At 70.4% G+C, this 15,018-nt stretch carries 14 protein-coding genes and 1 pseudogene; 6 read left to right on the top strand and 9 right to left on the bottom strand.

Features of this window, described 5'->3' with window-relative positions:
* Positions 1-550: 550 nt before the first annotated feature.
* Together ACWEJX_RS14295 and ACWEJX_RS14290 are read right to left on the bottom strand one after the other, a co-directional pair.
* On the bottom strand, positions 551-1,276 hold the full coding sequence (locus ACWEJX_RS14295; RefSeq protein ID WP_451607748.1) for a response regulator: 726 nt from the start codon (positions 1,274-1,276) through the stop codon (positions 551-553).
* A complete protein-coding gene (locus ACWEJX_RS14290) occupies positions 1,276-2,544 on the bottom strand; it encodes a sensor histidine kinase (RefSeq protein ID WP_451607747.1) in 1,269 nt (422 codons plus the stop codon). Before ACWEJX_RS14290 ends, ACWEJX_RS14295 begins: the two co-directional genes overlap by 1 nt.
* Positions 2,545-2,855: 311 nt before the next feature.
* Between ACWEJX_RS14290 and ACWEJX_RS14285 the strand changes: the two genes are divergently transcribed.
* Complete coding sequence (locus ACWEJX_RS14285) at positions 2,856-5,006, top strand: MMPL family transporter (RefSeq protein ID WP_451607746.1); 2,151 nt, start codon at positions 2,856-2,858, stop codon at positions 5,004-5,006.
* 124 nt (positions 5,007-5,130) lie between these two features.
* On the opposite strand, the gene ACWEJX_RS14280 is transcribed toward ACWEJX_RS14285, so the two are convergent.
* From ACWEJX_RS14280 to ACWEJX_RS14270, 3 genes are all read right to left on the bottom strand, one after another.
* Positions 5,131-6,168, bottom strand: a complete 1,038-nt coding sequence (locus ACWEJX_RS14280; RefSeq protein WP_451607745.1) for an acyltransferase family protein — start codon at positions 6,166-6,168, stop codon at positions 5,131-5,133.
* Positions 6,169-6,525: 357 nt separating this feature from the next.
* Positions 6,526-7,581, bottom strand: a complete 1,056-nt coding sequence (locus tag ACWEJX_RS14275) for a CU044_5270 family protein (protein WP_451607744.1) — start codon at positions 7,579-7,581, stop codon at positions 6,526-6,528.
* 41 nt (positions 7,582-7,622) lie between these two features.
* Positions 7,623-8,255 (bottom strand): RNA polymerase sigma factor, encoded by a 633-nt coding sequence (locus ACWEJX_RS14270; RefSeq protein WP_451607743.1) that lies wholly within the window; start codon positions 8,253-8,255, stop codon positions 7,623-7,625.
* Positions 8,256-8,326: 71 nt separating this feature from the next.
* Here ACWEJX_RS14270 and ACWEJX_RS14265 point away from each other — a divergent pair.
* The 3 genes and pseudogenes from ACWEJX_RS14265 to ACWEJX_RS14255 all read left to right on the top strand — a co-directional run.
* Positions 8,327-8,476, top strand: a pseudogene (locus ACWEJX_RS14265) (type II toxin-antitoxin system RelE family toxin); the annotation flags it as partial.
* Positions 8,477-8,616: 140 nt separating this feature from the next.
* Positions 8,617-8,886, top strand: a complete 270-nt coding sequence (locus ACWEJX_RS14260) for a type II toxin-antitoxin system Phd/YefM family antitoxin (RefSeq protein ID WP_019434848.1) — start codon at positions 8,617-8,619, stop codon at positions 8,884-8,886.
* Positions 8,879-9,142 carry a type II toxin-antitoxin system RelE family toxin gene (locus ACWEJX_RS14255; RefSeq protein ID WP_451607742.1) on the top strand — a complete coding sequence of 88 codons (264 nt, stop codon included), beginning with the start codon at positions 8,879-8,881 and terminating at the stop codon, positions 9,140-9,142. Before ACWEJX_RS14260 ends, ACWEJX_RS14255 begins: the two co-directional genes overlap by 8 nt.
* Before the next feature lie 133 nt (positions 9,143-9,275).
* On the opposite strand, the gene ychF is transcribed toward ACWEJX_RS14255, so the two are convergent.
* Positions 9,276-10,364, bottom strand: coding sequence for a redox-regulated ATPase YchF (gene ychF, locus ACWEJX_RS14250; RefSeq protein ID WP_451607741.1), 1,089 nt, complete (start codon positions 10,362-10,364; stop codon positions 9,276-9,278).
* Positions 10,365-10,516: 152 nt separating this feature from the next.
* Between ychF and ACWEJX_RS14245 the strand changes: the two genes are divergently transcribed.
* The gene (locus tag ACWEJX_RS14245; protein WP_451607740.1) at positions 10,517-11,158 is read left to right on the top strand and encodes a DUF6542 domain-containing protein; all 642 of its coding nucleotides are present in this window, start codon (positions 10,517-10,519) and stop codon (positions 11,156-11,158) included.
* 84 nt (positions 11,159-11,242) lie between these two features.
* A complete protein-coding gene (locus ACWEJX_RS14240; protein WP_451607739.1) occupies positions 11,243-11,782 on the top strand; it encodes a hypothetical protein in 540 nt (179 codons plus the stop codon).
* Positions 11,783-11,788: 6 nt separating this feature from the next.
* On the opposite strand, the gene ACWEJX_RS14235 is transcribed toward ACWEJX_RS14240, so the two are convergent.
* From ACWEJX_RS14235 to ppgK, 3 genes are all read right to left on the bottom strand, one after another.
* A protein-coding gene (locus tag ACWEJX_RS14235; protein WP_451607738.1) for an IS5 family transposase occupies positions 11,789-12,630 on the bottom strand; the annotation gives its coding sequence in 2 pieces (ribosomal slippage) (positions 11,789-12,319 and positions 12,322-12,630; 840 coding nt in all).
* A gap of 272 nt (positions 12,631-12,902) precedes the next feature.
* Positions 12,903-14,027 (bottom strand): WD40/YVTN/BNR-like repeat-containing protein, encoded by a 1,125-nt coding sequence (locus ACWEJX_RS14230; RefSeq protein ID WP_451607737.1) that lies wholly within the window; start codon positions 14,025-14,027, stop codon positions 12,903-12,905.
* A 155-nt stretch (positions 14,028-14,182) separates the two neighbouring features.
* Positions 14,183-14,941 (bottom strand): polyphosphate--glucose phosphotransferase, encoded by a 759-nt coding sequence (gene ppgK / locus ACWEJX_RS14225; RefSeq protein WP_451607736.1) that lies wholly within the window; start codon positions 14,939-14,941, stop codon positions 14,183-14,185.
* Positions 14,942-15,018: the final 77 nt, after the last annotated feature.

Here is a 15,018-nt window from a genome sequence, read left to right as displayed (position 1 = left end):
TTCCTTTGTACTCACCCTCGCGGGCTTTCCTCCGGGCGCTTCCTTCGTTTCCGACTCTATCAGATCTTTCCGATCCGATTTCCTCGGTGCTTTCCGGTCCCTTTCGCTTTCGCTCCGGGCCCTTCCGGCGTTTCCGACTCTATCAGATCCTTTCGGCGTCTGATCCCCGGTCAGCGGGGTTTGTCTTTCCGGCTGTTGGGCCGTTCCGACGAGTGAGACTTTAGCGGATTCCCGGGCCCCGAAGCTAATCGGGGCCTCGCGCTCAAACTTCGAACACGGATTCCTCATTTCGCAAAAACGCGCGCAAATACAAGACGGGACGACGAATCGACACCATCAGGCGTTGAGTGGTTCTTGCGGAATCGCTGTCCGGGGCCGACCGGGGTCGGTGCTCACGTCGGACAACTCGGAGAACACTACGTACCAGGGATCGCCATGTCAACTTCGGTCCACGAGGTCATCCCCGGAGACGTGGTGACGGCCGGAGTGACGGCCAGGGTGACGGCCGTCCGCTCCAAGGACCGCCGAGCCGATCGGCGTCGCTCTGAATTCAAGCCACGGTGGTTCGCGCCCGGACGAGCCCGGACTCGTAGGCCGCGATCACCGCCTGGGCGCGATCCCGGACCGCCAGTTTGGTGAAGAGGCTCGCCACGTGCTTCTTCACCGTGGAGACGCTGATGCGCAAGGCCTGGGCGATCTCCGTGTTGTCCAGGCCGGTGGCGATGAGGCGCAGCACCTCCACTTCGCGGGGCGTCAGGGCCTGCAGCGTGGAGGACGAGGGTTGCGGCGTGGCCACGGACGGGGTGCCGACGAACGTGGCGATCAGCCGGGTGAGCAGGCGCGGGGCGACCACCGATTCCCCTTCGGCCACGGTGTGCACCGCCGCTGTCAGGTGCTCGGGGGAGACGTCCTTCGGTAGGAAGCCACAGGCTCCGGCTCGCAGCGCGGCGACCACGTATTCGTCCATGTCGAAGGTGCTCAGGGCGAGCACGCGGCATTCCGGACGCTCGGCGGCGAGTCGGCGGGTGGCCTCCACTCCGTCCATGTTCGGCATGCGGATGTCCATGAGCACCACGTCCGGGCTCAGGTCGTGCGCCATGCGGAGCGCCTCGGCACCGTCACCGGCCTCACCGATCACGTCGATCCACGAAGCGGTGCGCAGGATGAGGGCCAGGCCCCGGCGGACCAATGGCTGATCGTCGGCGATCAGCAGCCTGACCACACGCGGAACGCAGCGGTCTTCTTCATCCCCGGTGTGAGGGGACTCGCCCGGCATCAGGTCTCTGCCCTCTCTTCCTTCGTCGGCCGGTTCTCGTGGTGTGCGCGGTGGGCCGGCAGGCGAGCCGCGACCCGGAAGCCGCCTTCACGGCGGTTCCCGGCCTCCAGCGCCCCACCGTGGAGCGCGACACGTTCCCGCATGCCCAGCAGACCGAATCCACCGGATGCGCCGACCGGGGCCCCACGGCCGTCGTCGCACACCTCCACCGAGACCTCGTCGGCCCCGTAGTCCAAGCGCACCCGCGCCACGGCGCGCCCCGCATGCCGACGGCTGTTGGTGAGCGCCTCCTGCACGATCCGGTAGACGGTCAGCGCGACGGCCGGCGGCAGCTCACGCGGTACACCGTGCACCGTCAGCTCGGTGGGAAGACCGGCCGCGCAGGCCTCGGCGGCCAGCCGGTCCAGGTCCGCCACCCCCGGCTGTGGCGCGGCAGGAGTCCCGTCCGGCTCGTCGGTGCCGCGCAGCACTCCGAGCAGTTGCCTCATCTCCCGCAGGGCCATCCGGCCCGAGGACTCCAGGTCGACGAGGGCGTCGTGGGCGACGTCCGGGTCGCTGCGCAGGTTCGCGCGGGCACCGCCGGACATCAGGTACATCGTGGTGATGTGGTGGGCCACGATGTCGTGGAGCTCCCGGGCGATCCGGCGGCGCTCCTCGGCCACCGCACGGTCGGCCTGCAGTCTGCGGTTGGTCTCCACCTGCTGCTGCCACTGGCGCACCGTGACGCCGAACGCGACGACCAGCAGCGCCGTGGCGGCGCCTGCCACCGCGAGCCGCGGGGCCGCGCTCGACGAGCGCAGCACTTGCGCCGCAACGGTCACCAGCGTGGTCACCGCGACCGTGGTGGGCCGTGATCCCTTGGCCACCGAGTACAGCGCGACGGACAGGGCGGCGTGCAGCCCGAGGGGAGTGACATCGCCGAGCTCCGACGCCCAGCCGCACAGCAGGACGGCAGCGAGCACCGGGACCGGCCAGCGGTGCCGGACCAGGAGCGGAAGGGCGGCGAGAACCGGCAGCAGAGCGCCCGGGACGGTTGTGGCCACGCCTTGGTCCTGGCCGGCGAGGAGGTAGCCGAGCATGTCCGCGCCGGCTGCGCCCACGGTGACCAGACCGTCGCTGCGACTCCACTCCCCTGGGGCGACCAGACCGTCGCTGCGGCTCCACCCCCCTGGGGCGACCAGAGCGTCGCTGCGGCTCCACCCCTCTGGTCCGTACGGTCGGATCGTCCCCGACTGCGCCACGGGCGCGGCGGCGGGCGCGGCACTCATCCGGATACGTCCTTTCCCCAGCGTTCGGCCGCCCAGCCGGCGGTTCCTCCCCGCGTGATCATCGCCGAAGTGTTCCCGCGGCAGCCAATTCGGACGGTGACTGGGCCTGCGGGCCCAGAACCCCGGGCCCGGATGCCGTCCGAGCGGGACTGAGGGACCGTCGCCCGTCCGTCCTTGCGGCCGATGCCCGACACCGCCCCGGCTGATGGGCTGGTGACACCGCCTGAAACACGTGCTTCGGAGGACATGTGATCCGCGCCCTGACAGCGTTCGGCACCCGTCACGCTTGGAAAGTCGTCATCGTCTGGACCTTGCTCGGCCTGACGCTGACCGTGGTCAGCCAGGGGTTGGTCCATCGCGTCACCGATTCCCGGTTCGCGGACTTCCTGCCACGGGGCTACGACTCGGTGAGCGCGCAGACCATCGCGGAGGAGGAATTCGGCGGACGCGCGGACTCCGACGCCTTGACGATGCTGGTCGCGCGGACGGACGGCGGGGCGCTGACCGCTCGGGACCGGCAGCGCGTCGCCGAGACGGCCGAGTCACTGGGTCGGCGGCGTGTCGCCATGCCCGAACGCAAGGGCGTTCCTGCGTTCCTCGTGCAGGACCGGTCGCAGACCCCTCGTGTCACCCCGGGGGTGACGGCTCCCGACCGGAGGTTCTGTCTCCTGACCGTTTCGCTGACGGGCAATCCGAACGATCCTGGTGTGCAGGGCGTCTACCGGAGCTTCCGGGATGCCGCCCGGGCGCAGTTCGCCGGCCTCGGCATGCGCACCGGGTTCACCGGCGGCCTCGCCGACCGCGTGGACACGGCCGACGCCGAGGAGACGGCCGGCATCGCGGCCGCGGCCGTTGCCCTGGGCCTGATCGTCCTGCTGAGCGGCTGGGTGTTCCGCAGTGTCCTTGCCGCGTTGCTGCCGCTGCTGGCGGTGTCGCTGGTAAGCGGCGTCGCCGGGGGCCTGGTGGTCTGTGCGGCCCTGTTGACCGGTGTCCGGCTGGACCCGTCGACGCCCTCGGTGATCGGTGTCGTCCTGTTGGGCATCGGTATCGACTACTTCCTGTTCCTGCTCTTCCGCTTCCGGGAACAGCTGCGCGGCCGTCCGGATCAGGACGCCAGGGCCGCTGCCGCTGACGCCGCTGCCCGGGTCGGCTCCGCCGTCGCCTCCGCCGCGCTGACCATCGTCGCCGCGTTCGCCACCCTGGGCACCGCGAGCTTCGGCCAGTTCCGGGTGCTGGGCCCCGCGATCGCCGTGTCGGTGCTGGTCATGCTCGCGGCCAGTCTCACCTTCATGCCCGCCCTGCTGGCCGTCTGCGGCCGCCGCATGTTCTGGCCCTCACGTACCTGGCGGCAGGACCGGCCGTCGGCTGCGCTCGCCTGGCTGACCAGCGGTCTGGCCCGGCGCCCGGCGCTCTTCGCGGCGGCCTCGGCGGTGTGCCTGGCCGCACTGGCGGCCGGAATGCTCGGGATGCGGATGGACTACGGTCAGGACCGAGGCGACGCGCACACCGGCTCCGCGATGACGGCCGCGGAGATAGCCCGTCGGCTGCCTGCCGGTGTGTCGGACCCGCAGAGCGTGTACGTCGCCGCCACCGACGCCGCACGGCCGCTGACCACGGAGGGTCTGGCCGGGCTCACCGGGGCCCTGACCGGCACGGCGGGGGTGGGCCGGGTGGCCGCCCCGGTGCTGAACCACGATCGCTCCGCCGCCAGGATCGACTTCTTCCTGACCTCCGACGCCGGCTCCGGTCAGGCCCGTGTCCTCGTCTCCGGCCCCGTCCGGTCGGCCGTGGCCCGGCACACCCCGCCGGGGACGCAGGCCCACGTCACCGGGACGGCCGCGGTGTTCGCCGACGTCTCCATCGCCGTGGACCGGGACATGCGCCGGAGCCTTCCGCTCGCCGCGGCGCTGGTCGCGTTGATCCTGCTGGTCCTGCTGCGCAGTGCGGCCGCCCCCCTGCTGCTGATGGCCGCAATCGGTCTCGGGTTCACGGCCACGCTCGGCACCGGGACGCTCGTCTTCCAGCATCTGCTGGGCCGGCCCGGTGTCTCCTTCACGCTGCCGCTGGTGCTCTTCCTGTTCGTGGTCGCGCTGGGCACCGACTACAACATCCTGGTCAGTGACCGTATCCGCGAGGAGCGGGAGCGCGGTGTGCCCGCCCGTGCCGGCGTTGCCGAGGCGGTGCGCCGCACGGCACCGGCCGTGGTGGCGGCCGGCCTCGTACTCGCCGGCTCCTTCGCCACCCTCGCGGTCAGCCCGGCTCCGGGCACCCAGGAGATCGGAACCGTCACCGCCTTCGGTGTCCTGCTGTCCTCCCTCGTCGTGTCGGTCGTCCTGGTGCCGGCCCTGGCGGCCCTGCTGGGCAGAGGGTTCTGGTGGCCGCTCCGCCTGGGCGGGGCGCGCGGCACGTCGCCGTCGGTACCGGCGCGATCCGCAGCCGAACGCCAGGTGGTTCACCACTGACAGCCACCACGATGTCGCGTGAGGAGGGGGCCGTCGGCTCGGTGACGGTCAAGAGTGCCGACAGGGCCGCGAGCAGAGTGGCTGTGACGCCGGCGGCCCGGGATCGTTCAGGACGGGCGCCGTGTCAGTGTCCGTCGTCGGTCGAACGGCCCGCGGTGCGGGGCGATCGGAGAATCCATCGCCGACCGGGTTGTTCGACCCAGCGGTACAGGGCCCAGGAGAGGCCGAGGGAAACGGCGCCGACAGCGGTGGTGAGAGCCAGGGCGGGTTCTGTCTCGAGTTCGGGATTCACGCCGAGCAGCTGCTCGGCGGCTCGCATGACGAGCAGGTGGATCATGTAGAAGGCGAAGGACCACTCGCCGAGCCGTCCCAACCACGGTCGGCGCCACAGCGACGGTGCGTCACGCAGGTCGTTGAGCGCGGCCGCGGGTATGAGGCAGGCCAGCCCGATGACCGTGAACGCCGCGTAGCCGGCGTCACCGTGCAGCTGATGCGCGAGGAAGTAGCCGATGAGGGTGAGCCCTGTGGCTGCTTCCGATCCGGGCCCGCGCCACTGCCCGATCCGGACCAGGCGACCGATGGCCGCGCCGAGGACGAACTCCGGAAACCGGGCCAGGGGAAACGAATACAGGGTCCAGTCCAGTTCGCAGGACAAGTTGACCCAAGGCAGCGCGATCACTGCGCCGGTGCATGACACGGCCAGGGCGGTGAGGCCGCGAGGGCTGAAGCGGAGCAGGCCCGCGTGCAGCACGGGAAAGGCCGCGTAGAAGAACGCCTCGCAGGTCAGCGACCAGCTGACCGGGTTCAGCGCCTGCCACCAGTGCGGGTTCCACGAGCTCACGAGCAGCAGGTTCGCTCCCGCTTCTGCGGGACCGCTGGGGCGCAGGCCCGGCACCAGAGTGACGGCCAGTACGAGAGCTGTCGCCGCGGTGACCAGGTGCACCGGGTATATCCGGGCGAGGCGCCGCCTCCAGAACGCCCGCGCGCTGTCTCCCGGGCGGGCCGACCATGCCAGCACGAAGCCGGACAGGATGAAGAAGAACGACACTCCCGTCGTGCCGGCCCCGAACGCCCAGTCGACGATCTGGGCACTCTCGCCGCGGAAGTAGCCGAAGTTCCGGACGTGGTAGACGAAGACCACGAACGCCGCCGCCCAGCGCATGCCGGTCAGGGACGGCAGGGCAGATGCCGACGTCCGAGCCGCTGCGGGCTTCTCGGTGCGGGTTGCCTGGAGCGTCATGGCAGCACCTGGCCGGTGTACGGGAACAGCGAAAGGGTGAAAAGGGCAGCACAAAGCAGCGTGCGCATGGAGGCAGTCCAGTCACAGGATCGGTGGTCACCTCGTGCATGCGGGGCGCGCCGGCGCCGACGAGGTAACGCGGTGATGGTTCGGCTGGGCGGTCCGGCTGGGCGGTCCCGCTGGGCGGTCCGTCCGGTCGAGCAGACCGGCGGACCGCCCGGCGGTGCCCGAACTGATCAGTTGAGGCACGAGGCACCGCTTCATCGCTTCAGCGCTTCGTCAGCTTGCGCGGCCGCCGGTCTGTCCGGCCTTGTCGGTCACGCTGCGGCTCAGGACGGCGGTGGTGGAGGTGATCTGACCGGCTTTCGCCCTGGGGGTGTCCTCGATCATGACGCTGCGCTCGCCGAGGAAGTCCAGGGTGTGCCTGTTGAAGATCCATTCGGTGCGCTCGCCGTCGTGGACGCGAGCGACGGCGATGCCGTGGCGGCCTGCGGCGTCGCCGGCATCGTCCACGACGGTGACACCGGGAATCCTGGCCGCGGCCTCGTACAGGGCGGCACTGACCTTCGGCGGTACCAGCTGCTCGCGCAGCAGGTCGCCGATCGTCACGAACGCCTCCTGGTCCGGGCCGGGCCCAGCGCCCTTGGTTTCGTCGTAGATCTTCTTCAGCAGCGTTTCGGGATCGGTGGGCAGCGTCTCCAGGTAGCGGTAGGTCGGGCTGTTCAGCGAGGGGGCCGCATGGTCCGAGGGCTTCATGGTCGCGGGACGTCCCGATGCGGTGCCCGTGGTCCGGCCGTCTCCCTCACTGACAGCGACGCCTTCCTGCGCGGTGCCCAGCTCCATGTCCTGGCCGTGCTCGCGCAGCAGGCCGGGGCGTGTTCCGTCCACCGAGAGCCAGATCTGCCGCAGGTGCGGCTTGTCCGGGCGCATGACGCCGTCGCCGCGCTGGCTCGTGTAGGCGCTCTTGCTGGAGATGTACACGTACTGGTCGTCGCGGACGGCGGGTGCGGGCTTGGACGCGGCGACGGTGGCGATACGGTCCAGCAGAGCCGCGGCCCGTGTGGCCTCGGTTCCTCGTGGCGACGGCCCGGAGGCCACCTTCGGGTTCGGGTCGGCGGTGGGGTGCCCTTCGAGCACACCGCCGATGGCCAGTGCGACAGCCATGCCTGCGGCCAGGGGGATGGCCGTAAGCGTCAGGCGGCGGCGACGCCGGGTCCAGGGCTTGGCAGCGGCATCGGTGCCGTGCTGGATTTCGCGCATCAGGTGGTCCTTCAGGAGCCGTTGGCGGCGCTCAGGCAGGTCCCGTTCGGCCGTGACCGGCAGCAGCCGGGCCATCTCCTCGCGCTCGGCCTGGGTGGGCCTGTGCGGCTTGGGGCTCATCGGGTCTCCTCCTGGGTGGGCCGGACCGCAGGAACGCGGTCACCATCCATCTGTCCGCAGCCCGCGTCCGGGTTCCCGTTCTTCGACGGAACCTCGGCACCGGCGACCTTGCGGAGCTTCTTGCGGGCTCGCGAGAGACGAGAGCGGACAGTGCCCACGGGGATGTCCAGCGCCTGGGCCGCGGCCGCGTAGTCCAGGCCGGCCCAGATGCACAACGCGACGACCTCGCGCTCCGCGCGGCGCAGCCGGGACAACGCCGCCTGCACCGCCGCGACCTGGCCTGCCTCGTCGATCCGGTCGACCAGATCCTCGGCGAAGTCCGGTAGCGCCTCCTCGCACGGCAGACGGCTGACAGCCGCCTCGTGCCGCCGCGCGGCCCGGCGGATGTTCCGCGTGGTGTTGGTGGCGATGCCCAGCAGCCAGGGCCTCAGCGACCCGCCGTCCAGGTCCACCCTTTCGCGCAGCCGCCATGCTTCCAGGAAGGTCAAGGACAGCACGTCCTCCGCCGCCGACCGGTCACCGGTCAGCCGGAAGGCATGGTTGTACACCGCCCGGGCGTAGTCATCGAAGAGAGACCCGAACGCGTCGGCGTCTCCCGCCCTTATTCGGGCACGTGCACTCATCTCCATACCTCCGGACTGTCCGGCCGACCCGAGCCGGTTCCCGGAACGTGACGCACACCACGTGGAGCTGATGGGCCCTCGGCTTCAACACCACCGCACTCGCGTCCCAGCCCGAACGGCGCCGCCTGCGCGTCGGCGACTACCGCGTCGCCTGCACCATCGACAACGGAGAACTGGTGGTCTGGGTCGTTCAGGTGGGACACCGGTCCACCGTTTACGACACCTGATGCTGCTGACCGCACGTCAGAACATCCGGCACCCATCCAGCACGGTGCAAGTCCATCCAGCACGCGCGACCGCGACGAAGCCCGTCGCCCGCGCCCGGGACGCATTGTGTACACATGAGTCACTCGGTACGCTTGGGCGCATGACGCAGCCGCTGCCCATAGAGTCCATCCGCGATGTGCGTGCCCACCTCGCCGAGGTCGTGGAGCGCGCCGATCGCGACGACGTACCCACAGTGATCACGCGCCGGGGCAAGGAAGTCGCCGCCGTCGTCTCCATCGAGGTCCTACGCAAGTACCAGGAGTGGGAAGAGCGCGAAATCAATCGGATCATCGACGAGCGCATGGCCAACCCGGCGCCCGGCATCCCGATCGAGGACATCATGAGGGAGACGCTGGCACGCGGTGAGTGAGTACCGAACCGTCTTCCGCCCCGAGGCGCAGGCCGAGCTTCGGAAGATCCCCCGCGACATGGCGCTGCGCATCCTGGCCAAACTGACCGAGCTGGAGACCGACCCCCTCGGCTTCAACACCACCGCACTCGTGTCCCAGCCCGAACGGCGCCGCCTGCGCGTCGGCGACTACCGCGTCGTCTACACGATCGACAACGGAGAACTGGTGGTCTGGGTCGTTCAGGTGGGACACCGGTCCACCATTTACGACACCTGATTGCCGCTGACCACACGTCAGAACATCCCGCACCCATCCAGCACGGTGATGACGAAGGGGTCGGACTCGACAGAGCCCGACCCCTTCCCACTTGCACGTCTGACTCATGGCCTCACGTGCAGTAGGTGCACGACTACACGTTGAAGCGGAACTCCACCACGTCGCCGTCCTGCATGACGTACTCCTTGCCCTCCATGCGCGCCTTGCCGGCGGCGCGGGCCTCTGCCACCGAGCCGGTGGCGACGAGGTCGGCGAAGGAGATGACCTCCGCCTTGATGAAGCCCTTCTGGAAGTCGGTGTGGATGACACCGGCGGCCTCGGGGGCGGTGGCGCCCTTCTTGATGGTCCAGGCGCGGGCTTCCTTGGGGCCGGCCGTCAGGTAGGTCTGCAGGCCGAGGGTGTCGAAGCCGACGCGGGCGAGGGTGGCGAGGCCGGGCTCCTCGGCGCCGACGGACTGGAGGAGCTCCATGGCGTCCGCCTCGTCGAGCTCGGCGAGGTCCGCCTCCAGCTTGGCGTTGAGGAAGATCGCCTCGGCGGGGGCGACCAGGGCGCGCTGCTCGTCCTTGAACGCCTCGTCGGTCAGCTCCTCCTCGTCGACGTTGAAGACGTAGAGGAAGGGCTTGGTGGTCAGCAGGTGGAGGTCGTGAAGCAGCTCCGCCTTCTCCGAGCCCTGGACGATGCCCGCCGAGAAGAGGGTGTCGCCCTTCTCCAGGAGCTCCTTCGCCGCCTCGACCGCGGCGACCTTGGGCGCCACGTCCTTCTTGATCCGGGACTCCTTCTGGAGGCGCGGCAGGACCTTCTCGATGGTCTGGAGGTCGGCGAGGATCAGCTCGGTGTTGATCGTCTCGATGTCGTCCTTCGGCGAGACCTTGCCGTCGACGTGGACGACGTTCTCGTCCTTGAAGGCGCGGATGACCTGGCAGATCGCGTCCGACTCTCGGATGTTCGCCAGGAACTTGTTGCCCAGGCCCTCGCCCTCGCTCGCGCCGCGCACGATGCCGGCGATGTCGACGAAGTCGACCGTGGCCGGGAGGATGCGCTGCGAGCCGAAGACCTCGGCGAGCTTGTCCAGGCGGGAGTCCGGGACGCCGACGACGCCGACGTTCGGCTCGATCGTGGCGAACGGGTAGTTGGCCGCCAGCACGTCGTTCTTGGTCAGGGCGTTGAACAGGGTCGACTTGCCGACGTTCGGCAGGCCGACGATTCCGATCGTGAGCGACACGGTGGCGACTTCCCTAGGAGGAGTGGAGGTGGGGCGATCCCCCAGTTTACGGGGGCAGCGAACCTGGCCATGACGGCGCTCTTCGCGCCAAGGTCACCCAAAGGGCGTGTCCCGCACCGTCTTCCCGGCCCCTTCCGACCTACGTTGGTGGAGTGGAGCAGCACAGGACACGTAAGCCGCAGGCCCGACGCCCCGCCGCGGGCCGGCCGCAGGGGCCGCAGGGGCCGCAGAACCCGCAGAGTCCCCTGGCGCCGCCCGGCGCCCTCGTCCAGGGTGCCGCGGTCTACCGGGTCGCCGCCAAGCCGCGTCCCGGCCGGCCCCGGGTGGAGCGGCCGGCCCGGCCCGCGCCGCCGCTGGTCGTCGCGCTGCGCAGGCTGCCCAACCCCCGGCTCACCGGTCTCGGCGCCGGGCTCTTCGCCTCGGCCGTCATGCTGGTCGTCGGCTTCCTCGACTGGCTGCTCCTCGACGGCTCCCCGCTCGCCTTCGGGCTGCTCTTCCTGCCGGTCAGCGCCCTGACCGCACTGTGGGTGCGGACCGCCGACCTCGTCACCGCCCCGATCAGCGTGCCCATCGCCTTCGCGGTGGGCGTCGTGCCGATCTCGGGCGGTACGGGCGGGGTCGGCGGCCAGGCGATGGCCCTCGTGACGGCGCTCGCCGTGCACGCCGGGTGGCTGTACGGGGGGACGCTCGTCGCCGGTGTCATCGCGAGCGTCCGGAAGGTACGGGACATGGGCCGCCGCCAGGAGCGGCGGGCCCGGGCCCGGGCACAGGCCCAGGCGGCGCCGCACGGCTAGGGCCTGTCTCTCTGATGCAGTGACAACCGATACAGCATGGAAACTTTAGTTTACTTAGGCAGGCTCGGAAACTACAGTTGTCGCATGACGGCCTCTGAGATCACCCCAGAAGAGCAGGCAGAGCTCGATAAGGCCCTGTACGACGCCTTGAACCCCCTGGCCTCGGCCATCCGCTCCCGGGAGACCGGGCTGCCCGCCGACCGTATGTGGGAGGCGGATCCTGTCGAAGTGGCGCTGTCCGTCCTGGCCGCGTGGAAGGTGATGGATGGGGAGGTCAAGCGACTCACGGAGCAGGCTGCAGCAACCGCTGGTTCCTACGGCGCAAGTTATGAGCAGTTGGGAGCTGTCTGGGGCATCACCCGGCAGGGCGCCCGCAAGAAATGGCCCGCGGCCGTCAGCCGCCCAGCACCCGCAACAGCGGGCAAAAGCACGCTTGCGCTGTTCGGAGGGACTGCTGAGCTAGGGCAGTCGCCTTCCGGTGATTGGGGCTGGATTGGGCGAGGCGCTGACGGAGTGTCCGGCGCGGCCGCCGATGGGGCGCCGTACGCGACCGCCGAAGAAGCAGCGGCCCACGCGGGCGCATTCCTTAAAGAACACGCCCTCGACATCGGCGATCAACCGTAGAGCTTCTCACGTGGGGCATCTGCGGGCCCAGATGAGGATGGAAGCGAGGTGAAGCGCGGCCTGGTAGGCAGTGGCGAGCTTGTCCGTTCGCATGGCCAGGCCGCGCCACTGCTTGAGCCGGTTGATGCAGCGTTCGACCGCGTTGCGCTGCTCGTACGCTTCGGCGTCGAAAGCGGGCGGCCGGCCTCCGGCGCGGCCTCGCCGCAGACGATGGCCGACCTGGTCGGACGGCTGGGGAATGACAGTGCGAATTCCGCGTCGGCGGAGGTGACTCCGGATCGCGCGGGATGAGTACGCCCGGTCCGCCAGAACGGCCTCGGGTCGGGCCCTCGGTCTTCCGGGTCCGCTTCGCGGAACACGGATGCCGGCCATGACGGTCTCGAAGGCCGGTGCGTCGCCTGCCTGGCCTGCGGTGACGCGGAGGGCCAGGGGCCGGGCATGGCCGTCGCTGGCGAGGTGGACCTTCGTGCTCAGGCCGCCGCGGGAGCGTCCGAGCGCGTGGTCGTCGGGTTCGGTCCGGCCGGGCGCCCCCTTTTTTTCCTGGCGCCGGCGGCGTGCTGGTGGGCTCGGGCGACGGTGGAGTCCACCGACACGGTCCAGCCGATGTCGTCATCGGCGTCGGCCGCTGCCAGGACCCGGGCAACGACGCGTTCCCAGGTGCCGTCCACGGCCCACCTGATCAGCCGTTTGTGAGCGGTCTGGAATGGGCCCAGCTCGTTTGGTAGATCCCGCCAGGACGAACCGGTGCGGTACTTCCACGCGATGGCCTCCAGGGTGCGGCGGTGATCGGCCCACCGCCGACCGCGGACCGGATCGGCCGGCATCAGCGGCTCGATCCGGTCCCACATCGCATCAGTGATCGCTAACCGGACAGACACATCCGATCAACTGACCAACCGATCAAAGAGACACGCTCTAGAGCGCCCCGCCCCATGACCGCGCGGCTGGGGCATGACGTGGCCAGGGGCCTCGTCACGGCCGGCGCGCGCCGCCGTCGGCGCCGTAGATCCAGCCCCGGCATCCCCGGACCCGCAAGCCCGGCCTCGTCAGCCCCGGACCCGCCAGCCCGGCCTCGCCAGTCCCCGGCCCGCCAGCCCGGCCTCGCCAGTCCCCGGCCCCGTCAGCCCGGCGTTCCGACTTCCTCCACGCCCAGGTACATCACCGACGGCCGGGCCGGGTTGAAGGCGAGGGCCGAGACGCCGTCGAACGCGTTGTGGGTCTTGGTGACGAGGCCCGTACCCGCCTCGTAGCGGTACAGGTCGGTGCCGTAGCCCGAGAAGTACGTGCCGTACTCGAAGTAGAGCACCGCCGGGTCGGTGGGGCTCGGGGCGAGCAGGGTGCTGTTGGTGAGCTTGTGCTCGGTCGTGTCGTCGACGATCTTGGCGAAGGTGCGGCCGCCGTCGGTCGAGCGGTACAGATGGCGGCCCTCGTTGCCGGAGCCGGGGACGGCCTCGGAGAGGTCGATGCCGACGCCGTAGACGACCGAGGGGTCGGCCGGGGAGACGGCGGTCCGGAACAGGTTGGCGGAGGTGCCGGAGGTGAGCCCGGTGGAGGCGGTCCAGGTGGTGCCGCCGTCGGTGGTCACCGCGCCGCCGTTCACCATGGCACCGGCGACGGCGTGGTCGATGTTCGCCGGGTCGAAGGCCACCGAGTAGACGCCGGTGCCCGCGGGGAACGCGGGGGTGCCGATCGCGGTCCAGGTCGCGCCACCGTCGCGGGAGTCGTAGAGCCTGCCGTCGTTGCCCGCGAGGCGCACGTGGCCGGCGTCGGCCGGGTCGGTGCCGAGGCCCACGACGGCGGTGGTGGGGGCGGTGAGCGTGGTGACGGTGGTGCCGTCGACGCGATCGAGCGTGGCGCCGTTCGGCTCCCAGACGAAGGCGCGGCTGCCGACGCCCGCGGTCAGGGTCACGCCGCCGCTGCCCAGGTTCGCGACGTGCGACCAGCTGCAGCCCGCGTCGGTGGAGCGCTGGAGCTCGTCGTTGCGGGTCGCGAGGAGGGTGTTGGCGGTGCCGAGGGCGACCAGGCCGTGGGTGTAGCTGACGGGCTTGAGCGTGCCGGTGGTCCCGGTGAGGGTCGCGCCGTCGTCGGTGGTGAAGGTGACCGCGCCGTCACCGACGACGCGGTTGCAGGTCGGGGCGCTCCAGACCGAGGCGGTCGCGGCGTACGCGGACGGCTGGACGAGGGTGAGGGCGAGGGCGAGGGCAGCGGCGGCCGTGGTGACGGCGGCGGCGGTGACCCGCTTCATGGTGCCTCCCTTGTGGGGCATGACGCACGAACACTTGTCGATCTTGTTCTATCCGGGGGAGGCATCCCGGGGCTGCATGATCGTTTGCCATGTTTGTTGACCAGAAAGCTCCTTGACGAAGGATCTTCGTAAACGAGAGTCGAACGCCGAAGGAATTACGGCTTCGCCGCCGTCGTCGCCGTCGCCGCCATCGCGGCTCCCACGATCCCCGCGTTGTTCTGCAGCTGCGCCGGGACGATCTCCGCCCGGATGCCGTCGATCAGCGGCAGGAACTTGTCGGCCTTCCGGCTGACGCCGCCGCCGATGATGAACAGCTCCGGCGAGAACAGCATCTCCACGTGCGCCAGGTACTTCCGCAGCCGCCGCGTCGCCCAGTGCTCCCAGCTCAGCTCCTCGTCCTCCCTCGCCTTCGAGGAGGCGCGCTTCTCGGCGTCGTGGCCCTTGAGCTCCAGGTGGCCGAGTTCGGTGTTGGGGACGAGCGTGCCGTCGACGAAGAGGGCGGAGCCGATGCCGGTGCCGAGGGTGAGCAGGATGACCGTGCCCTTCCTGTCGCGGCCGGCGCCGAAGGTCATCTCGGCGATGCCGGCCGCGTCGGCGTCGTTCAGGACGGTGACCGGCAGGCCGCCGAGGCGGTCGCGGAGCAGCCGGCCGGCGTCGACGCCGATCCAGGCCTTGTCGACGTTGGCGGCGGTCCGGACGGTGGAGTCGGTGACCACGCCCGGGAAGGTCACGCCGACCGACCCCGACCAGCCGAAGTGACCGACCACCTCCGCGACGCAGCCCGCGACGTCGTCGGGCGTCGCGGGCTGCGGGGTGAGTACCTTGTGGCGCTCCTGGATCAGGTCGCCGCGGTTCAGGTCCACGGGCGCGCCCTTGATGCCCGACCCGCCGATGTCCACTCCGAAGACGTTCATGGACTCAACGTTACGGGCCGGAGCGCTCCGTCACCCGGTCATCCACCAGGTCGCCGGCACGCGCTCAGCACTCGCCG

The organism is Streptomyces sp. NPDC004788, from assembly GCF_053601115.1.
This window is presented reverse-complemented; position numbering and strand designations above follow the sequence as displayed.

Bases quoted from the DNA above. Each gene is read 5' to 3' on its own strand.
- ACWEJX_RS14275 (WP_451607744.1), bottom strand. From the start codon at position 7,581: ATGGCCCGGCTGCTGCCGGTCACGGCCGAACGGGACCTGCCTGAGCGC.
- ACWEJX_RS14230 (WP_451607737.1), bottom strand. From the start codon at position 14,027: ATGAAGCGGGTCACCGCCGCCGCCGTCACCACGGCCGCCGCTGCCCTC.
- ACWEJX_RS14290 (WP_451607747.1), bottom strand. From the start codon at position 2,544: ATGAGTGCCGCGCCCGCCGCCGCGCCCGTGGCGCAGTCGGGGACGATC.
- ACWEJX_RS14270 (WP_451607743.1), bottom strand. From the start codon at position 8,255: ATGGAGATGAGTGCACGTGCCCGAATAAGGGCGGGAGACGCCGACGCG.
- ACWEJX_RS14240 (WP_451607739.1), top strand. From the start codon at position 11,243: ATGACGGCCTCTGAGATCACCCCAGAAGAGCAGGCAGAGCTCGATAAG.
- ACWEJX_RS14295 (WP_451607748.1), bottom strand. From the start codon at position 1,276: ATGCCGGGCGAGTCCCCTCACACCGGGGATGAAGAAGACCGCTGCGTT.
- ppgK (WP_451607736.1), bottom strand. From the start codon at position 14,941: ATGAACGTCTTCGGAGTGGACATCGGCGGGTCGGGCATCAAGGGCGCG.
- ACWEJX_RS14280 (WP_451607745.1), bottom strand. From the start codon at position 6,168: ATGCGCTGGGCGGCGGCGTTCGTGGTCTTCGTCTACCACGTCCGGAAC.
- ACWEJX_RS14260 (WP_019434848.1), top strand. From the start codon at position 8,617: ATGACGCAGCCGCTGCCCATAGAGTCCATCCGCGATGTGCGTGCCCAC.